17 protein-coding genes are annotated in these 15,898 nt (G+C 65.0%); 8 read left to right on the forward strand and 9 right to left on the reverse strand.

The window, feature by feature from the left end; genetic code table 11:
* The first annotated feature begins 106 nt into the window (after window positions 1–106).
* Complete coding sequence (locus RM192_RS00820) at window positions 107–733, forward strand: methyltransferase domain-containing protein (protein ID WP_311505612.1); 627 nt, start codon at window positions 107–109, stop codon at window positions 731–733.
* A gap of 15 nt (window positions 734–748) precedes the next feature.
* Here RM192_RS00820 and RM192_RS00825 read toward each other — a convergent pair whose 3' ends face one another.
* Window positions 749–1,570, reverse strand: a complete 822-nt coding sequence (locus RM192_RS00825) for a glycerophosphoryl diester phosphodiesterase membrane domain-containing protein (RefSeq protein ID WP_311505614.1) — start codon at window positions 1,568–1,570, stop codon at window positions 749–751.
* Between the two features lie 93 nt (window positions 1,571–1,663).
* Here RM192_RS00825 and lipB point away from each other — a divergent pair, with 93 nt between their 5' ends.
* Window positions 1,664–2,344 (forward strand): lipoyl(octanoyl) transferase LipB, encoded by a 681-nt coding sequence (gene lipB, locus RM192_RS00830; RefSeq protein ID WP_311505615.1) that lies wholly within the window; start codon window positions 1,664–1,666, stop codon window positions 2,342–2,344.
* Window positions 2,341–2,634: a hypothetical protein gene (locus tag RM192_RS00835; protein ID WP_311505616.1), complete on the forward strand. Its 294-nt coding sequence runs from the start codon at window positions 2,341–2,343 to the stop codon at window positions 2,632–2,634. Before lipB ends, RM192_RS00835 begins: the two co-directional genes overlap by 4 nt.
* Here the strand turns inward: RM192_RS00835 and RM192_RS00840 are convergent.
* Both RM192_RS00840 and RM192_RS00845 read right to left on the reverse strand, forming a co-directional pair.
* On the reverse strand, window positions 2,617–3,498 hold the full coding sequence (locus RM192_RS00840) for a CoA ester lyase (RefSeq protein ID WP_311505617.1): 882 nt from the start codon (window positions 3,496–3,498) through the stop codon (window positions 2,617–2,619). The genes RM192_RS00835 and RM192_RS00840 overlap by 18 nt on opposite strands.
* 18 nt (window positions 3,499–3,516) lie before the next feature.
* Window positions 3,517–4,620 (reverse strand): alkene reductase, encoded by a 1,104-nt coding sequence (locus RM192_RS00845; protein WP_311505619.1) that lies wholly within the window; start codon window positions 4,618–4,620, stop codon window positions 3,517–3,519.
* A 75-nt stretch (window positions 4,621–4,695) separates the two neighbouring features.
* Here RM192_RS00845 and RM192_RS00850 point away from each other — a divergent pair, with 75 nt between their 5' ends.
* Window positions 4,696–5,601, forward strand: coding sequence for a DMT family transporter (locus RM192_RS00850; RefSeq protein ID WP_311505621.1), 906 nt, complete (start codon window positions 4,696–4,698; stop codon window positions 5,599–5,601).
* Here the strand turns inward: RM192_RS00850 and nadA are convergent.
* The 4 genes from nadA to RM192_RS00870 all read right to left on the reverse strand — a co-directional run bounded on the left by nadA (window position 5,598) and on the right by RM192_RS00870 (window position 9,047).
* Window positions 5,598–6,596 carry a quinolinate synthase NadA gene (nadA, locus tag RM192_RS00855; protein WP_311505622.1) on the reverse strand — a complete coding sequence of 333 codons (999 nt, stop codon included), beginning with the start codon at window positions 6,594–6,596 and terminating at the stop codon, window positions 5,598–5,600. The two genes, RM192_RS00850 and nadA, sit on opposite strands and share 4 nt — an antisense overlap.
* Before the next feature lie 58 nt (window positions 6,597–6,654).
* Window positions 6,655–7,386, reverse strand: coding sequence for an adenylate cyclase (locus RM192_RS00860; RefSeq protein ID WP_311505623.1), 732 nt, complete (start codon window positions 7,384–7,386; stop codon window positions 6,655–6,657).
* Window positions 7,387–7,467: 81 nt separating this feature from the next.
* Window positions 7,468–8,130 (reverse strand): DUF4230 domain-containing protein, encoded by a 663-nt coding sequence (locus RM192_RS00865; RefSeq protein ID WP_311505624.1) that lies wholly within the window; start codon window positions 8,128–8,130, stop codon window positions 7,468–7,470.
* Window positions 8,112–9,047, reverse strand: coding sequence for an MBL fold metallo-hydrolase (locus RM192_RS00870; protein ID WP_311505625.1), 936 nt, complete (start codon window positions 9,045–9,047; stop codon window positions 8,112–8,114). Before RM192_RS00870 ends, RM192_RS00865 begins: the two co-directional genes overlap by 19 nt.
* 73 nt (window positions 9,048–9,120) lie before the next feature.
* On the opposite strand from RM192_RS00870, the gene RM192_RS00875 reads away from it, so the two are divergent.
* Together RM192_RS00875 and glpK are read left to right on the forward strand one after the other, a co-directional pair.
* Window positions 9,121–10,602, forward strand: a complete 1,482-nt coding sequence (locus tag RM192_RS00875; RefSeq protein WP_311505626.1) for a glycerol-3-phosphate dehydrogenase — start codon at window positions 9,121–9,123, stop codon at window positions 10,600–10,602.
* The gene (gene glpK, locus RM192_RS00880; protein WP_311505627.1) at window positions 10,599–12,071 is read left to right on the forward strand and encodes a glycerol kinase GlpK; all 1,473 of its coding nucleotides are present in this window, start codon (window positions 10,599–10,601) and stop codon (window positions 12,069–12,071) included. The genes RM192_RS00875 and glpK overlap by 4 nt, the downstream gene beginning before the upstream one ends.
* On the opposite strand, the gene RM192_RS00885 is transcribed toward glpK, so the two are convergent.
* Window positions 12,068–12,547, reverse strand: a complete 480-nt coding sequence (locus RM192_RS00885) for a DUF1465 family protein (RefSeq protein WP_311505628.1) — start codon at window positions 12,545–12,547, stop codon at window positions 12,068–12,070. The two genes, glpK and RM192_RS00885, sit on opposite strands and share 4 nt — an antisense overlap.
* A 137-nt stretch (window positions 12,548–12,684) precedes the next feature.
* Entirely contained in the window at window positions 12,685–12,882 is a 198-nt protein-coding gene (locus RM192_RS00890) for a DUF465 domain-containing protein (RefSeq protein WP_311505629.1), read from the reverse strand.
* A gap of 245 nt (window positions 12,883–13,127) precedes the next feature.
* Here RM192_RS00890 and RM192_RS00895 point away from each other — a divergent pair, with 245 nt between their 5' ends.
* Both RM192_RS00895 and ptsP read left to right on the forward strand, forming a co-directional pair.
* The gene (locus RM192_RS00895; protein ID WP_311505630.1) at window positions 13,128–13,286 is read left to right on the forward strand and encodes a DUF465 domain-containing protein; all 159 of its coding nucleotides are present in this window, start codon (window positions 13,128–13,130) and stop codon (window positions 13,284–13,286) included.
* 228 nt (window positions 13,287–13,514) lie between these two features.
* Entirely contained in the window at window positions 13,515–15,788 is a 2,274-nt protein-coding gene (gene ptsP / locus RM192_RS00900) for a phosphoenolpyruvate--protein phosphotransferase (protein WP_311505631.1), read from the forward strand.
* The last annotated feature ends 110 nt before the right edge of the window (window positions 15,789–15,898 follow it).

Consider the following 15,898-nt stretch of genomic DNA (forward strand, 5'->3'; position numbering starts at 1 on the left):
ACTGGTTCATTCACTTGGGGTAAGGCGCATGCACGGCGCTTGCAATGCTGCAGCAAATTTGCGACCGCCTCATCCAAGCTTGACCGGCAGAGGACCATTTCCTGCAATGACTTCGACCCAGGCGGCGCGTGCGCCCTTACTCCAGAGGGCAAAACGCAAGGCGGAACGCGTGCTTGGCCCGGCCGGCATCTTCTTCAAGGGCTTTCTCAAGCACCCGGCGATGGTCGGCGCGATCGTGCCGTCCTCCGGGCGCACGATCGAGCGCGTGCTGTCGAAGGTGAACTGGGAAGAGTGCCGCCTCTTCGTCGAATACGGCCCCGGCGTCGGCACGTTCTGTCGTCCGGTGCTCGAAAAGCTGCGCCGTGACGGCCAGTTGATCGTGATCGACACCAATCCCGATTTCATCGACTATCTTTCGAAGACCATCGGCGACAGCCGGTTCACTGCGGTCCACGGCTCGGCCACGGACGTGGAGGAAATCGTCCGCGCGCACGGCTTCGACCACGCCGATTATGTGCTGTCGGGCCTGCCTTTTTCTACCCTGCCCGAAGGCGTTGGCCCGGCAATCATGGGCGCCACGCACCGCGTGCTACGCCCCGGCGGCGCATTCCTCGTCTATCAGTACACCGCCCGCGCGCGCGATCTGATGAGCCAGTTCTTCCGCCACATCGACAAAGGCTTCGAGCCGGTCAACGTGCCGCCCTGCGTGATCAGCTGGGGCTGGAAGGAGTAGAGCCGCGCTGGCGGCTTACTCGAAGATTCCGCTGATCTGGTCCTGCGCTGTTCCGGCAAGTTGCCGGTAGACCGCAGCCAGCATGGCGATGAAGTAGACCAGCGCGCCCGATGTGATGGCGCTGGAAATGGCTGCGGTCAGCACGTGTTGCACCTCGCCCCCGGTGGTCAGCACCAGTACCACACCGACGAGCATCATCGTCAAACCATAGACCACCGCGAAAACCAGTCCGGCAAGCACGAAAAAGCCAAGCAATCTGCCCGAATTGCTCCGCGTCAGGTCCCATGAACGACGCAGTGCCTGCACCGGATTGCGCTCGGCCTCGATCGCAAGCACCGGCGCCACCAGCGCCATGCGCAGGCTACACCAGATCATGGCGACAAATGCCGCGAGTATGACCAGCGCGGCAATAGCCTGCACCCCAGTCATCGCAGCGCCGCTCACCAGCACGAGGAACGCCATGCCCAGCACGCCGCCGACGAGAATCTGCGCGAGGACATAAGGCCCTAGCGCAACGAATCCGCGGCGGATGGCCTGACCAACCGTGGGCCGCGACGGATCGGTCATCACGATCAGCGTGGTGACCGTGCCCGCCATCTGCAGCAGCGTGACGATGATCAGCAGCGGCAACGAAGACGTCCACGCATCCGCCATGATTTCCATCATTTCGCCCGGCGGGGTGCCTGGTGCCATTTGCGGTTCGGGCACGAACACCGAAAAGGCGAGCCCCGGCAGCAGGAAGAACACGCCCGCGATGGCCATCAGCATGTCGCGGTTGGTCGAAACGAGGCGCGTCGCGGATTTCCAGGCGAGGCTGCTATCAAGGCGGGGCGTCATGCCTGCTTCCTAGCAGCGAACCGGCGCGTGTCGAACCCCGATTGCGCGCGAGACTCACTTGCCAGCAGCGCAAGGTCGCGCCATGCGGAAACGATGAGCCCGAGTGACAGCATCGAGATCCGGCGCGAGACGGTGCAAGTGCCTTACCGCGAGGCGCTGGACGCCATGGCGCAGCGCAATTCGGCGATTGCCGAAGGCGCGGCGAAGGAATTGATCTGGTTGCTTGAACACCCGCCGGTCTACACGGCGGGTACAAGTGCTTCGCCTGACGAGTTGCTCGATCCCCGTTTCGAGGTGGTCGAAGCGGGGCGCGGCGGGCGCTATACTTATCATGGACCCGGTCAGCGCATCGGCTACGTCCTGCTGGACCTCAAAACGCGTGCGCGCGATGTGCGCGGCTTCGTCCATGCGCTCGAAGGCTGGGTGATCGATACGCTGGCCGATTTCGGGGTGAGCGCATGGCGCGCCGAAGGCCGCGTCGGCATCTGGACGCATGGCCCGGATGGGCGCGAGGCGAAGATCGGCGCCATCGGCGTGCGCATCCGCCGCTGGGTGACGATGCACGGTTTTTCGGTCAACCTGTCGCCCGACCTTGCGCATTTCGGCGGCATCGTTCCCTGCGGGATCGAGGAGTTCGGCGTCACCAGCCTTGCCGCGCTGGGCCGCGATGTTACACCGCAGGCGTGGGACGATGCGCTGCTCGCACACCTCGGCAGCTTCCTTGCCCGGCTCGATACACCTTGTCCTCCCGCCGAATCACCAGAGGCCGCATGACTATCCGCCCGATTGCCCTTGCGCTTTGCCTGCCGCTGCTCGCTACCGTCGCCGCTTGCGGCAAGAAGGCCGATGACGCCAAGACGGCGGCGACCGGGAGCGAAGTCCTTCCCGGATCGATCAACGATGCCATGATCGATCTCGATACCTCTACCGCGTCACCGCCGATGGCCCCGGTCAAGGCTGAGGCCAAGGCCAAGGCATCGGCGAATCCCGGCGATGTTGCTGCAGAGAATGACGAACCTGCCAAACCGGCAGATGCGCCGCCAGAATCAGCTGATACCGAGTAGCTGCTTCGCCATCCTGAGGTGCGGCTGGTCCACCATGCGGCCGTTGTATTGCAGCGTCCCGGCATAGGGATTGGCGGCGAACAGCCCGACAATGGCATGGGCTTCGGCAAGTTCCGCCTCGGTCGGCGCAAAGGCTGCGTTGATCACCGGCACTTGTGAAGGGTGAATGGCAAGCATGCCGGTGAAGCCGTCCGCGCGCGCAGCCTCTGCGGCAAGGCGCGTCCCCTCTTCATCGCGGAAATCGTCGTGGAGCGTGTCGATCGCGAGGACGCCCTTGGCATGGGCGACCAGCAGGCATTGGGCACGAATGAAGCGGAAGGCATCGGTCCATGCGCCGCTGGCATCACGCTTGCGGTTAGCTCCGAGCACGGCAGACAGGTCTTCCGCGCCCCAGGTCAGCCCGGCAAGCCGGGGCAGGGGTTCGTCGATATAGGATGGAATCGACAGCGCGGAGCGCGCCGTCTCGCTCACCAGCGGCAGGATTCGGGTGGCCCCGTTGGCAATCCGGTTGCGCTGCTCATGCTCGTAGATTTCGGCGGCGAGCTGACGGACCTGGTCCGGGCCTGCGCACTTGGGCAGCATCACGCCATCAGGCGCGCCTGCCATGACTGCTGCCAGATCCTCGCGCCACATCCCTGTGTCGAAGGCATTGATCCGCACCCAGCGGGAAATCGGGCGATTTTCCGTCACATGCTGGCGGTGAATCGACAGCCATTCGCGCGCCATGATCCGCGCCTGCGGCTTGGCAGAAGGCGCCACCGCATCCTCCAGATCGACGATTACCGCATGCGCGCCCGTGGCCATGGCCTTGCCCAGCTTCTTGTCACTGTCACCGGGGACGAAAAGCCAGGATCTGGGCGGCATGCGGCAAAACTCCTCGGGTCAGGCTGATGCGGTTTCCTCCGCCAGCGTCGGATAGTCTGTATAGCCAACTTCTCCGGGGGAATACCATGTCTGTGGCACCCCCTTGTTCGGGTTGATCGGCGCGCCCGAAGCGATGCGTTCGATCAGATCCGGGTTGGAGATGAACGGACGCCCGAAACTGATCGCATCGGCGCGGCCGGATGCAATGTCCGCCGCCGCCGCTTCCGGCGTGTAATCGCTGTTGAGCACGAGCGGGCCGGTGTAGATCGAGCGGATCAGCCCGTCCTGCGGGGGCACATCGGTCTGCCCGAACGTCCCTTTCGGACCCGGCTGGCGCAATTCGACAAAGCTCACGCCCAGTTCCTGAAGCACCCGCGCCGCCTCGCCGAATGTCGCAGCGGGATTGCTGTCATCGGTGCCTTGCGATTCGCCGTTGGGCGAAAGACGGATCGAGACGTGTTCCTTGCCCCAGACCGCAATCAGCCGTTCGACCACTTCGCGCATCAGGCGCACACGGTTCTGCGGGCTGCCGCCGTAATCGTCGTCACGCAAGTTGGTGCCATCACGAAGGAACTGGTCGATGAGATAGCCATTGGCAGCGTGAAGCTGCACGCCGTCGAACCCGGCTTCCCTGGCGTTGCGGGCGGCACGCTCATAGTCGTCAACCAGCCGCGCCATTTCATCGAGGCGGAGCGGCCGCGCGGTTTCGAAATCCTTGGTGCCATCGTTGGTGTGAGCATGTCCGGGTGCGCGCGTTGCCGAGGCTGAAACCGGAGGCTCGCCGCCGAGAAAGTCCGGATGGACAATGCGGCCCATGTGCCAAAGCTGGAGGATGATACGTCCGCCTGCAGCGTGAACCGCCTCGGTCACCGGCTTCCACGCTTGCACCTGATCGTCATTCCAGATGCCGGGGGCGTTCGGCCAGCCCAGCCCTTCCTGGCTGATGCCGGTCGCTTCGGAAATGATCAGGCCCGCTGTGGCACGCTGGCGGTAGTATTCCGTCATCAGCGGCGTCGGCACATGCTCGTGCGTGGCGCGGCCGCGGGTTAGCGGGGCCATGAGGATGCGATTGGGCGCTTCGATTGCGCCAAGGCTTACGGGCTGGAACAGCGGGTCATGCATGCTAGGGATGCTCCTCGACAAATAGCAGGGGCGACACCACTCGGTTTCGCTTTGCAACTGGATTAAGCAGGGCCAATGGCGATTTCAAGTGATGCGGCACCGCCTTTGCGCCCGGCTGCGAAGCATTTCCTTGCACTTCTGACAGGAAACATTGCCCTCGCGCTGGGGCCGTGGTTCGTGCGGATCGCAGATAGCGGTCCGGTTTCGGCAGGCCTGTGGCGACTGGCGCTGGCTCTGCCGCTGCTCGCGCTGTTCGCCCGGGCCCGGCGGGAGCCGATGACCGGCTATCCTGCGCGCGACTGGTGGATACTGGCCGGCGCAGGCGTGGTCTTCGCACTCGATCTGGCGAGTTGGCATGTCGGGATCGAGATGACCCGGCTCGGCAACGCTACGCTGTTCGGCAATTCGGGGAGCGTGATCCTGATGGTCTGGGGCCTGATTGTCATGCACCGCCGCCCGCACTTACGCGAATATGCCGCCGTCGCGCTGGCGCTGGGCGGGGCGGGACTGCTGCTTGGCCGCTCGATGGAGATCGACGCGCGCACCCTGGCGGGCGACTTGTTCTGCATCCTCGCGGGGCTGTTCTACGTGGTCTACATCCTGCTCGTGCAGAATGTGCGCGGGCGCATGGGGTCGTGGAGCCTGCTGTTCTGGTCCAGCGCCGCAGGCGTCCCTGTTCTGTTGATCACCGCGCTGCTGCTGGGCGAGCCGGTCATACCCACCAACTGGCTGCCCCTGATCGGGCTGATGATCGCCAGCCAGATCGTCGGGCAAGGCTTGCTGGTCTACGCGCTCGGCCATTTCCCGCCGCTGGTGATCGGCCTTGTCCTGCTCACCCAGCCTGCGGTCTCGGTCGTGCTCGGCTGGTTCGCGTTCGGCGAAGTGCTGAGTTTACCTGACGCCATCGGCATGGCGATGGTCGGCGCGGCGCTGGTTCTGGCCAGAGTCGCCGAACCGCCGAGCAGGGAAAACCCGGCTTAGGCGCTAAACGGTCGCGCCCCCAGATCGCCCATGCCCACGGTGCCGCTGGCCATGTCGAGCATTCGGTCCAGGCTCTTCTTGGCAGCGAGGCGCAGGGGCTCGTCGATCTCGATGCGGGGCGCTAAGTCGCGCAGCGCGATGTAAAGCTTCTCCATCGTGTTGAGCGCCATGTAGGGGCAGATGTTGCAGTTGCAGTTGCCGTCGGCGCCGGGCGCACCGATGAAGGTCTTGTCCGGGATCGCCAGTTCCATCTGGTGGATGATGTGCGGCTCGGTCGCCACGATCAGCGTGTCGCCGGTGAACGTCTTGGCGAATTGCAGGATGCCGCTGGTCGAGCCGACATAATCGCAGTGGTCGATGATGTGCGGCGGGCATTCGGGGTGGCCTGCCACGGGCGCACCGGGGTGCTGCGCCATCAGCTTGAGCAGTTCGGTTTCCGAAAACGCCTCGTGCACGATGCATACGCCCGGCCACAGCAGCATGTCGCGCCCGAACTTGCGGTTGAGGTAACCGCCAAGGTGACGGTCCGGGCCGAAGATGATTTTCTGTTCAGGCGGGATCTGCGCAAGGATCGTTTCGGCGCTGGATGACGTGACGATCACGTCGGACAGGGCCTTCACCTCGGTTGAACAATTGATGTAAGTCAGCGCGATGTGATCGGGATGGGCTTCGCGGAATGCCTTGAACTTGTCTGGCGGGCACGAATCCTCAAGGCTGCAACCGGCATCGAGATCGGGCAGGACCACGATCTTCTGCGGTGACAGGATCTTGGCGGTATCGGCCATGAACTTCACGCCGCAGAACGCGATGACTTCGGCATCGGTTGCCGCCGCCTTGCGCGACAGCTCCAGCGAATCCCCGACGAAATCGGCCAGATCCTGAATCTCCGGGCGCTGGTAATAGTGCGCAAGGATCACGGCCTTGCGTTCGATCCGCAGGCGGTCGATCTCGGCGCGCAGGTCAAGTCCGGCAAGGTTCGTCGGCTGGGCAGTCATCGCGTCACGTCCTCCCGCCCGGCGGACCGTGCCGGGGCGAGAGGCGGACTTAGGGTCCTCAACCGCCCGCTGCAATACCTTGTGCCAGCGAAACGAAGGGTGGGAACACCGAAAGGGCGTGGACGGTCGCGGAGAGGAGCAGCAGGACGAGCGCGAGAACGCGGGTGGCCGGATGAATCGTCCCGGTCTCGCGCATGTCGTGTCGCGCGATGATTCCCAGCACGGCAAGCTGCAGCGCCAGTCCGGTCAGCGCCGTCAGCACCGGGCCGAGGAGCGGTGCGGGCACGAGCCGTCCGAACGCGGGCTCCATCACGATGATCGTCGCGCCCAGCATCAACCGGCGATGCCACTGCGTCTGGCGGCGCATCGCGATGCCTGCCCCAACGATCAGCGGGAAGGTGACGGCTTCGGCATGCGTGAGCGCAAGGAAATAGGCATCGGTGAAGAACGGCGGCACGCGGTGAAGTTCCACGGCCATGCGTCCGGTGAACATGCCCAGCCCCGCGATCATCAGCACCAGCGCAAGGCCGAGCCAGCCGAGCTTGCGGTGAAGAGCGATGTTGCCTGAACCCACCAGCAGGTTCTGGATGATCAGCAGGCCAAGCCACGACAGCATCGCCAGCCCGTGCAGGTGAACCCATACCGGAACGGTGGTGGGAGACACGAACCCTCGCAAGGCCCACTGGGCAAAGCCGAAGACGATGAACGCCGCCATGCCGATGGCCATGCGGGTGAAGAAGCGCTGGTCGCGCGCGTAAGGGTATGTTTTTCCGATTGCAGCGGTAGCCATGAACAGTCTCCCACCAGTCCCGTGCGGGCCGTTACCCGCCGGACTGTGCTGTTCCAATGACGCCCGTCACATTGGAGATGGTTATTGGTCGAAAGTTACCACGACTTTGGCCTTGCCGTAACCTGCCACCTGCAACGGGATCGAGAGGTTCTGGCTGATCGCTTCCTTGGCGGCCTGCCGCGCCAGATCCATCAGCACGGGGTTCGCCGCCTGCTGCACAGCCTGCGCTTCGGCAAGCCGTGTATTGTCGCGGGTCAGCTTGTCCTGCGCCTCGCGGCTGATCCAGATACCATCGCGCAGATATTGCGCACGGGCCTCGTCGAGATTCGGGCGGCTCACTGTCAGAGCAGGCAAGCGCACACCGAGCGTCTGGCTTTCAGGCTTCCACGAAAGCCGGTCACGGCCGATGGCCGCCAGATTGAGCGTGTAGTCCACCCGCGCGGGGATGACTGCGACTTGCTTGGCATTGACCAGCCCGAACAGGCGGGAATCGTCGCTCGATACCACCGGTGCCAGTTCCGCGCTGAACACGGTCAGCTTGTCCTGCTTTTCGAACGCGACAAGACTGGTGGCAAGCGGATCGCCGATGTCCTCGGGCTGCCACAGCTTCCAGCCGAAGAAAGCGGCGGCAGCCAGTGCCAGCAGGAACAGGCCCCATGGCAACATGGATACGCGCGCCAGCGAGGCTTTACGGTGAGGCGTGAGGGGCGGCGCCACAGGGGCGGTCAGGGTTGGATCATCCATTGTTCGTCCTTAACCGCCACGCGGCCCTGCCGTTCCAGATCGATCAGATGTGCCAGCACCGAACGCCCCGCCGCGCCGTGCAGCCGGGGATCGAGGCCCTTGTACATCGCACTGACGAACTCGGGAATGGCATGGCCGCCGCCCTGTTCGAGCAGGCGCAGGATCTGGCGCTCGCGCTGGCGGCGGTGGCCGAGCATCCCGCGCACCAATTGGCGCGGATTGTCGATCTGCGGGCCGTGCGCCGGGTAGAGCACGCGGTCCTCGCGGTCATACAGCTTCTGCAGGCTCGCCATATAGGCGGCCATGTCGCCATCGGGCGGGGAAACGACAGAGGTCGACCAGGCCATGACATGATCACCCGTAAACAGCGCGCCGCTCTCTACCACCGAATAACACAAGTGGTTGCTGGTATGGCCGGGGGTGGCGACGGCCTCGAGCGTCCAGCCATCGCCGGCAAGCCGCTCGCCATCGGTCAGCACGTGGTCCGGCACGTAATCGCCGTCGAACGATGAATCGGCACGCGGGCCATCGTCCTGCAGCGTCAGCGGCGCGCAGCCGATGATCGGCGCGCCGGTCGCGGCTTGCAGCGGGCGCGAGGCCGGGCTGTGATCGCGGTGGGTGTGCGTGCAGACGATGGCGACGATCCGGGCGTCACCCACTGCCTTGAGGATTGCCTCGACATGGCCTGCGCCATTGGTATCGGCATGGCCTGCTACGCCGGTATCGTTCGGGCCGGGATCGATCACTGCCACATCGGCGCCATTGCCAACGATATACGTCTGCGTGCCGGTAAAGGTATAGGGCGAGGGATTGGGCGCGAGCACCCGGCGCACCAATGGCTCAAGCTGTTCGGACAGGCCGGTTGGCCACGTTTCGCGGTCAGGTGTCGGGGGCGGAGGTGGGGGCGTGCGGGCCATACCTCCGCTATGGGGATTGTCCGGACCCCATGCAACCTTGCGCATCGGCGCGCGCCGTATCAAGGTGGCGCGGATGGAGACCCCACACGATCTCCCCTATGACCTTGCCGTGATCGGCGGTGGCGTGAACGGCGCTGCCATCGCGCGCGATGGCACGGGGCGCGGGCTGTCGGTGCTGCTGCTCGAACGCGGCGATCTGGCACAGGGCACCTCGTCCGCTTCGACCAAACTCATCCATGGCGGCCTGCGCTATCTCGAACACCGCGAATTCGCGCTGGTTGCCGAGGCTTTGCACGAGCGTGAGATCCTGTGGAAACAGGCGCCGCACATCATCTGGCCGATGCGCTTCGTCCTGCCGGTGGTGCCCGAAGGCCGTCCGTGGTGGATGCTGCGCACCGGTCTGTGGTTCTATGACCGGATGGGCGGGCGCAAGGCCTTGCCACCCACCCGGCACGTGAAGCTGGATGGCCGCATGGGCCTCCAGCCTGAAGTGCGGCGCGGCTACGAATATTCCGATTGCTGGGTCGATGACGCGCGGCTGGTCGTGCTGCTGGCGCGCGACGCGGCAGACCGGGGCGCGGAAGTACGCACGCGCTGCGCGGTGACGCGGCTGGCGCGCGAAGGACATCTCTGGCGGATCGAGGCAGGCGGGGAGACGTTTCGCGCGGCGATGGTGGTCAACGCCGCCGGGCCTCAGGTCGGCCAGGTGATGGACGATGCGCACTCGCCGCGCCCCGGCCTGCTACGCCGCGTGCGCGGGTCGCATATCGTGGTGCCGCGCCTGCACGACGATCCGCGCGCACTGTTCCTGCAATTGCCCGACGGCCGCATCTGCTTTGCGATCCCGTGGCAATATGCCTTCACGCTGATCGGCACGACCGACAGCGAGGACGGCGCCGACGCCGATCCCCCGCAGGCGAGCGAGGCAGAAATCGTCTATCTGCTAGGCGCCGCGAACCACTATTTCCGCCGCAGCCTGAAACGCGAGGACGTCGTCTGGACATATGCGGGGGTGCGCCTGCTGGCGGATGACGGCTCGGGCAAGCCCGAAGCCGCGACGCGCGGCTATCGCTTCGAGATGGACCGGGGGAGCGACCGCCATTCCGCGCCGCTGCTGTCGGTGCTGGGCGGCAAGATCACCACTCACCGCACGCTGGCAGAGGCGGCGCTGGAGCGTCTTGGCGTCATGGACAATGCCGGGTGGACCGCCACAGCTCCGCTTCCGGGCGGGGACTTCACGCCTGATGGGCTGGACGAGGCGGACAACCTCGCGCCGGTGGAGCAGGACATCATGGCACAGGCGCAGCACCTGTCGCGCGCCACGGTGCACCGCCTCGCCCGCGCTTATGGCACCGACGCGCTCGGCTTCGTGCGCGGGGATATGGGGCGGCACTTCGGCCAGGGCTTCACCGAGGCCGAACTCGATCACCTGACGACGCGCGAATGGGCGGTTACCGCGCAGGATGTGTTGTGGCGCAGGTCGAAGCTCGGCCTGTGGTTCAGCGACGATGAAGTGGCGGCCCTCAAGGTTGCGCTGGGCGAGGATGGGCCATGAGCGGTGACCTGATCCTGGTGATCGACGCCGGGACGACATCGACCCGCGCGCTGTTGTTTGATCGGCAGGGCTGCTGTCATGACGTCAGCCAGACCGAGTTTCGCCAGTACTATCCGGAGCCTGGGCGGGTGGAGCATGACGCCGCCGAAATCTGGCAGGCGACGCTTGGTTGCACCCGCGATGTCGCTGCGCGCGCCGGGGTGGACAGGATCGCCGCCATCGGCGTCACCAACCAGCGTGAGACGGTGGTGGCGTGGGACCGGACCACTGGCGAGCCGCTCGCCCGAGCCATCGTATGGCAGGATCGCCGTACCGCGCCCTTGTGTGATCGCCTGCGCTCCGAAGGTGCCGAACCTCTGGTCCAGTCGCGCACAGGGCTGCTGCTCGATCCCTATTTCTCGGGCACCAAGATGCGCTGGCTGCTGGACAATGATCCAGCGGTCGGCGCGGCGGCCAGGGATGGACGGCTGGCGCTGGGCACGGTCGAATCATGGCTGGTGTGGAACCTGACCGGCGGCGCGCGCCATGTCACCGATGCCAGCAACGCCAGCCGCACCCTGCTGCTCGGGCTTGAGGGCGCTGACTGGGACGACGAACTGCTCGCGCTGTTCGCGGTGCCCCGGGCCGCCTTGCCGCATGTGACTGACTGCCTGGGCGAATTCGGGACAACCCTGCCTGAATGGCTCGGCGCGCCGGTGCCCATTCGCGGGATGGCGGGGGACCAGCAGGCCGCGACCGTCGGGCAGGGGTGCCTTGCTCCAGGTCAGGTCAAGGCCACGTTCGGCACCGGCGCTTTCGTGCTGGCAGCCATGGGCGATGTCGCGCCGCGTTCGGGTCACCGGCTGCTCGGCACCGTGCTGGTGCAGGACAATGGGCGGCGCAGTTATGCGCTCGAAGGGTCCGTGTTCGTCGCGGGCAGCCTGATCAAGTGGCTGCGCGACACGATGGGCCTGATCGGCTCGGCGGAGGAGACCGCCACGCTCGCCGCCTCTGTGCAGGATAGCGGTGGCGTGGTTTTGGTTCCGGCGCTGTCCGGCCTCGGCGCACCGCACTGGCGTCCAGATGCCACGGCGGCGCTCACGGGCATGACTTTCGCCACCTCTCGTGCCCATGTCGTGCGCGCCGCGCTGGAAGCGATGGCCCATCAGACCCGCGACCTGATGGTGGCCTTTTCCGCTGACCGCGCGCCGTGGGCATCGCTCAGGATCGATGGCGGGATGAGCGGCAATGACTGGATGGCGCAGGATCTGGCCGATCTGCTGGACTTGCCCGTCGAACGTCCGGCGATGCTGGAAACGACCGCGCTGGGTGCCGGAGTGCTCGCGGCGACGGCCTCGGGCTGGTTCTCATCGCTGGAGGAAGGAGCGCTGGCGATGCGCGGACAGCTCAGCCGTTTTGAACCGCGCATGTCCGCGTCTGTCAGAGAAGCCCGCATCGCGCGCTGGGACGCAGCGCTCGCGAAGATCTAGGCGGCGTTTACCGCGCGGGCGAGGCGTTCGCGCAGGCGGAGCACCGCGCTTTCGCCTTCGATCCTGTGGATGCGCCAGGCATCTTCAAGCCGCTGAATACGCTGATACAGCCGTTCGCTCTCATGGACGAGGAATTGCACGTCGTCGGGCAGCGAGGCTACCACATCGACCTCGCTCGACGGGAAGTTCGCAATCAGCCGTCCGTGGCGGCGCAATTGCAGTTCGGTAAGCTCGCCCGCAAAGTGCGCACGGTGGTTGAGCAACCAGGCAAGGCAATGCATCACCCGCGTCGTCGTGCGCAGCGCCTCGCACGAGATCTGCACACGGCGCAGGTCTTCGCCGTCCTCGGGTTCACTGGCGGTCGCGGCCTCGCGTCGCAGCCGTTCGAACCGCGTGCGCAGCGTATCGGCCAGGCCGAGCGCTTCGGCATAGAGCGCTTCGACGATGCGCGGGTTGAGGCTGGGTAACAGGGCCATGAACAGCGCTTAATCCGGCAACCACGTTCGCGCCAGCCACCGGACACCTCCGATCCGGTCCAATCCCCGGACGTTTCTTAACGGGACATGTTGCAATGCGGTGAGGACAGCGTCGCACACGAATCATCGCCTTGAAATCATGCGATGATATCGGGGATCAGATAGTCCTCGATCATCGCGATCTGGTCGCGAAGCAGCAATTTACGTTTTTTCAGACGGGCGATCTGCAATTGATCGCGGGTGCCCGCAGTTGTCAGCGCATCGATTGCAGCGTCAAGATCACGGTGTTCAAGGCGCAGGGCGGCAAGCCGCTTGCGCATTTCCTCTTCGGTCACTGTCCGTCAAACTCCCTGAATCACCTAGGCGCCGCGATGAACCGGGCTGTGCATGGGGCTTACGGTCCAACCCGTAGCCCATGCGTCCCGACGCGGTTTGACTTGCAAGATACGGCGAATGTGGGAGCATGACAACGCGCTGACTTGCCGAGTCGAGGAACGCGGCTGGCAGATGGCGCCGCCCCGCACGGGGATGGCCTGTGCGGGTTTCTGACGGGGGCTTCACACCCGTAAGGAGGACACGCATGGAATCGACGCACGTCAGCGCTCTTCAGACGAAACACGCCGGGCTCGAACGGCAAATTCAAGCTGAAATGACCCGGCCCCTCCCGGACGATACGCTGGTGGCTCAACTCAAGCGAAAGAAGCTGAAGATCAAGGAGGAGCTCTCGCGCTCCCACTGATTGTCGCGCACTCCAGTTGAAACAAAGAGCCGTCCGCAGGGGCGGCTCTTTTTTGTGAAGAGAAAACCCGTCCGGGTTTTTCTTGCGGCACCGGCCCGCTCCCGCAAGCCTTCGACGGATGTCGAAGGCGTTCTCGACAGAACACGCATACGAATGAACGCGCCCGCTTTGCACATCCGTTTTCGCGCCACATTCCCAAAGCGCGCGCACTAGGGTAATCGTCTGCCCATGCTCAGCGCCGTCACCGCAGCCCGTCAGATCCTCACTTCGCTGCACGAGGTCATGGCCTCGCGTTCTGGCGCGCAAGCCAAGCTCAATCAGATTGTCGAGGTGATCGGTGAAAACCTGAACAGCGAGGTCTGTTCGATCTACCTGCTGCGCGAAGGCATGCTCGAACTCTTCGCCACGCGCGGCCTGAATCAGGCCGCGGTTCACGTCACCCGCCTTGCCGTGGGCGAGGGCCTTGTCGGCACGATTGCCGGCAATGTCGAAACGCTCAACCTGGCCGAAGCCGCCGCGCACCCCGACTTCGCGTTCCGCCCCGAAACGGGCGAGGAAAAGTTTCACTCCTTCGCCGGCGTGCCGATTGTCCGGCGCGAACGCGCAGTGGGTGTGGTCGCGGTCCAGCATGTCGAGCCTCGCCGCTACGAAGAAGTCGAGATCGAGGCGTTGCAGACCGTGGCGATGGTCCTGTCCGAACTGATCGCCAATGCCGAACTGATCGACGACGAGGAAACGCTGGGCGTGCCCGCGCACCTTACCGGGCCGGACCGGATCAAGGGCCTGACGCTGGTCAAGGGTCTCGCCAGCGGGGTTGCGGTGTTTCACCAGCCGCGCGTCACAATCGAACACATCGTGGCCGAAGACACCGAGGCCGAACGCCAGCGCGTCTACCTGGCATTCGACAAGATGCGCGAACAGATCGACCGCATGGCCAGCCAAGCCGAATTCGGCGTGGGCGGCGAGCATGAAGAGGTGCTCGAAACCTATCGCATGTTCGCCTACGACGAGGGCTGGGCGCGGCGGATCAATGATGCGATCGATTCCGGGCTGACCGCAGAGGCGGCTATCGAGCGAGTCCAGCAGCGCACCCGCATGCGGATGCGCCAGATCGACGATCCCTTGCTGGCTGACCGCATGCACGATCTCGAGGACCTGTCTAACCGCCTGTTGCGTACGGTTTCGGGTCAGCTGGGTACGGCGGCAAGCATGGGCCTCAAGGGTGACGCCATCCTGATTGCGCGCAATCTCGGCCCGGCGGAGCTGCTGGAATACGATCGCCGCCGGTTGAAAGGCGTAATTCTCGAGGAAGGCTCGCTGACCGCGCACGTCGTGATCGTCGCGCGGGCCATGGGCATTCCTGTGCTTGGCCGCATGCGCGCGCTGCGCGGCAAGGTCCGCGAAGGCGATCACCTGCTGGTCGATGGCGATCAGGGCGTGGTCGACGTGCGCCCCGCGCCCTCGCTGATCGAGGCGTTCGAGGCGCGCTTTGCCAAGAACCGCGAACGGCAGCTGCATTACGCCGCCATGCGCGAGGTCGAGCCATTCACCCGCGATGGCACGCGCATTGCGGTGTTGATGAACGCAGGCCTGCGCGACGATACGCCGATGCTGAACCTGACCGGCGCGGACGGGATCGGCCTGTTCCGCACCGAATTCCAGTTTCTCGTCTCGGCCACGCTGCCCTCGCGTGAGCGGCAGACGCGGCTCTACCGCGATGTGCTCGAAGCGGCAGGCGACCGCCCGGTTGTGTTCCGCACTGTCGATATCGGCGGCGACAAGGTCCTGCCCTATCTGCGCCACAACGAAGGCGAGGCCGAGGAAAACCCGGCGATGGGCTGGCGCGCGCTGCGCGTTGCGCTCGAACGCGGGGGCCTGCTCAAGGTTCAGGCACGCGCCTTGCTCGAGGCGGCAGGCGGTCGCACGCTCAACGTCATGTTTCCGATGGTCACCGAACCGTGGGAGTTCGATGCCGCCAAGGCGGTGTTCGAAGGCCAGCTGGCATTCCTGCGCAAGCAGAAGAAGCTGCTGCCCGAAGCAATCCGCTACGGCGCGATGCTTGAGGTTCCGGCCCTGGCCGAATGCCTCGACATCCTTGCGCCAAAGCTTTCGTTCCTGTCGATCGGCACCAACGATCTCACCCAGTTTCTGTTCGCCGCCGATCGCGCCAATCCCAAGCTGGCCGAGCGCTATGACTGGTTGTCGCCTGCCATCCTGCGGTTCCTGCGCCGGGTGGTGACCGCGGTCGCGCCGTTCGGCACCGATGTCACCGTTTGCGGCGAAATGGGTGGGCGCCGGCTTGAGGCGCTGGCACTGCTCGGCCTTGGCATAACCCGGCTTTCGATCACACCTGCTGCCGTCGGACCGGTCAAGGAACTGGTGCGCAAGGTCGACATCGCTGAGATTCGCGCGGCGATGGACGGCTGGTTGGCCAATCCGCCGCGCGACATGCGTTCGACTTTGGCCGAATGGGCCTTCTTCAAGGGAATTGAGTGCGACTGACGTCTTGATGGGGGCGTTTCGTCGCTGAATTCCGCCCGTTCCGGTGCAAGGACGTTGACATTCACGGCAATGCCGCGAAGCCATGGCAACGGGTTGCAAAGCAAATAAGC

The sequence above is a fragment of the Novosphingobium sp. MMS21-SN21R genome (genome assembly GCF_031846015.1).
Taxonomy (GTDB): domain Bacteria; phylum Pseudomonadota; class Alphaproteobacteria; order Sphingomonadales; family Sphingomonadaceae; genus Novosphingobium.

Excerpts from the sequence above, each read along its gene's own strand:
- RM192_RS00820 (WP_311505612.1), top strand. The coding sequence starts at position 107 with ATGACTTCGACCCAGGCGGCGCGTGCGCCCTTACTCCAGAGGGCAAAA.
- RM192_RS00825 (WP_311505614.1), bottom strand. The coding sequence starts at position 1,570 with ATGACGCCCCGCCTTGATAGCAGCCTCGCCTGGAAATCCGCGACGCGC.
- lipB (WP_311505615.1), top strand. The coding sequence starts at position 1,664 with ATGAGCCCGAGTGACAGCATCGAGATCCGGCGCGAGACGGTGCAAGTG.
- RM192_RS00835 (WP_311505616.1), top strand. The coding sequence starts at position 2,341 with ATGACTATCCGCCCGATTGCCCTTGCGCTTTGCCTGCCGCTGCTCGCT.
- RM192_RS00840 (WP_311505617.1), bottom strand. The coding sequence starts at position 3,498 with ATGCCGCCCAGATCCTGGCTTTTCGTCCCCGGTGACAGTGACAAGAAG.
- RM192_RS00845 (WP_311505619.1), bottom strand. The coding sequence starts at position 4,620 with ATGCATGACCCGCTGTTCCAGCCCGTAAGCCTTGGCGCAATCGAAGCG.
- RM192_RS00850 (WP_311505621.1), top strand. The coding sequence starts at position 4,696 with ATGGCGATTTCAAGTGATGCGGCACCGCCTTTGCGCCCGGCTGCGAAG.
- nadA (WP_311505622.1), bottom strand. The coding sequence starts at position 6,596 with ATGACTGCCCAGCCGACGAACCTTGCCGGACTTGACCTGCGCGCCGAG.
- RM192_RS00860 (WP_311505623.1), bottom strand. The coding sequence starts at position 7,386 with ATGGCTACCGCTGCAATCGGAAAAACATACCCTTACGCGCGCGACCAG.
- RM192_RS00865 (WP_311505624.1), bottom strand. The coding sequence starts at position 8,130 with ATGGATGATCCAACCCTGACCGCCCCTGTGGCGCCGCCCCTCACGCCT.
- RM192_RS00870 (WP_311505625.1), bottom strand. The coding sequence starts at position 9,047 with ATGGCCCGCACGCCCCCACCTCCGCCCCCGACACCTGACCGCGAAACG.
- RM192_RS00875 (WP_311505626.1), top strand. The coding sequence starts at position 9,121 with ATGGAGACCCCACACGATCTCCCCTATGACCTTGCCGTGATCGGCGGT.
- glpK (WP_311505627.1), top strand. The coding sequence starts at position 10,599 with ATGAGCGGTGACCTGATCCTGGTGATCGACGCCGGGACGACATCGACC.
- RM192_RS00885 (WP_311505628.1), bottom strand. The coding sequence starts at position 12,547 with ATGGCCCTGTTACCCAGCCTCAACCCGCGCATCGTCGAAGCGCTCTAT.
- RM192_RS00895 (WP_311505630.1), top strand. The coding sequence starts at position 13,128 with ATGGAATCGACGCACGTCAGCGCTCTTCAGACGAAACACGCCGGGCTC.
- ptsP (WP_311505631.1), top strand. The coding sequence starts at position 13,515 with ATGCTCAGCGCCGTCACCGCAGCCCGTCAGATCCTCACTTCGCTGCAC.